Here is a 225-nt window from a genome sequence, read left to right on the forward strand (position 1 = left end):
GGGTGCAACTGTTGAAATCGTGGTAGAAGGCACAGGACCAAACGGCGAACCTGTCAAAGAAACCATTACAGCAACAGTCGACAGCAACGGTAACTTCACCAGCACAGTGCCACCATCCATTGCAGATGGCAGCACGACAGTGACCGGTAGCACCACAGACCGCAATGGCGAACCTGTCAGCGATACTGACCACGAACCTGCGCTTGACCGTACTCCGGGCGGGAT

The 225-nt window shown here is 55.6% G+C and carries 1 protein-coding gene; it reads left to right on the forward strand.

The window, feature by feature from the left end; all coding sequences use genetic code 11:
• Positions 1-225 (forward strand): hypothetical protein (locus AVJ19_RS21440; protein WP_162626708.1); only part of this gene is annotated, 225 nt, incomplete at both ends.

This window comes from Acinetobacter sp. CFCC 10889, assembly GCF_003268395.1.
GTDB lineage: Bacteria > Pseudomonadota > Gammaproteobacteria > Pseudomonadales > Moraxellaceae > Acinetobacter.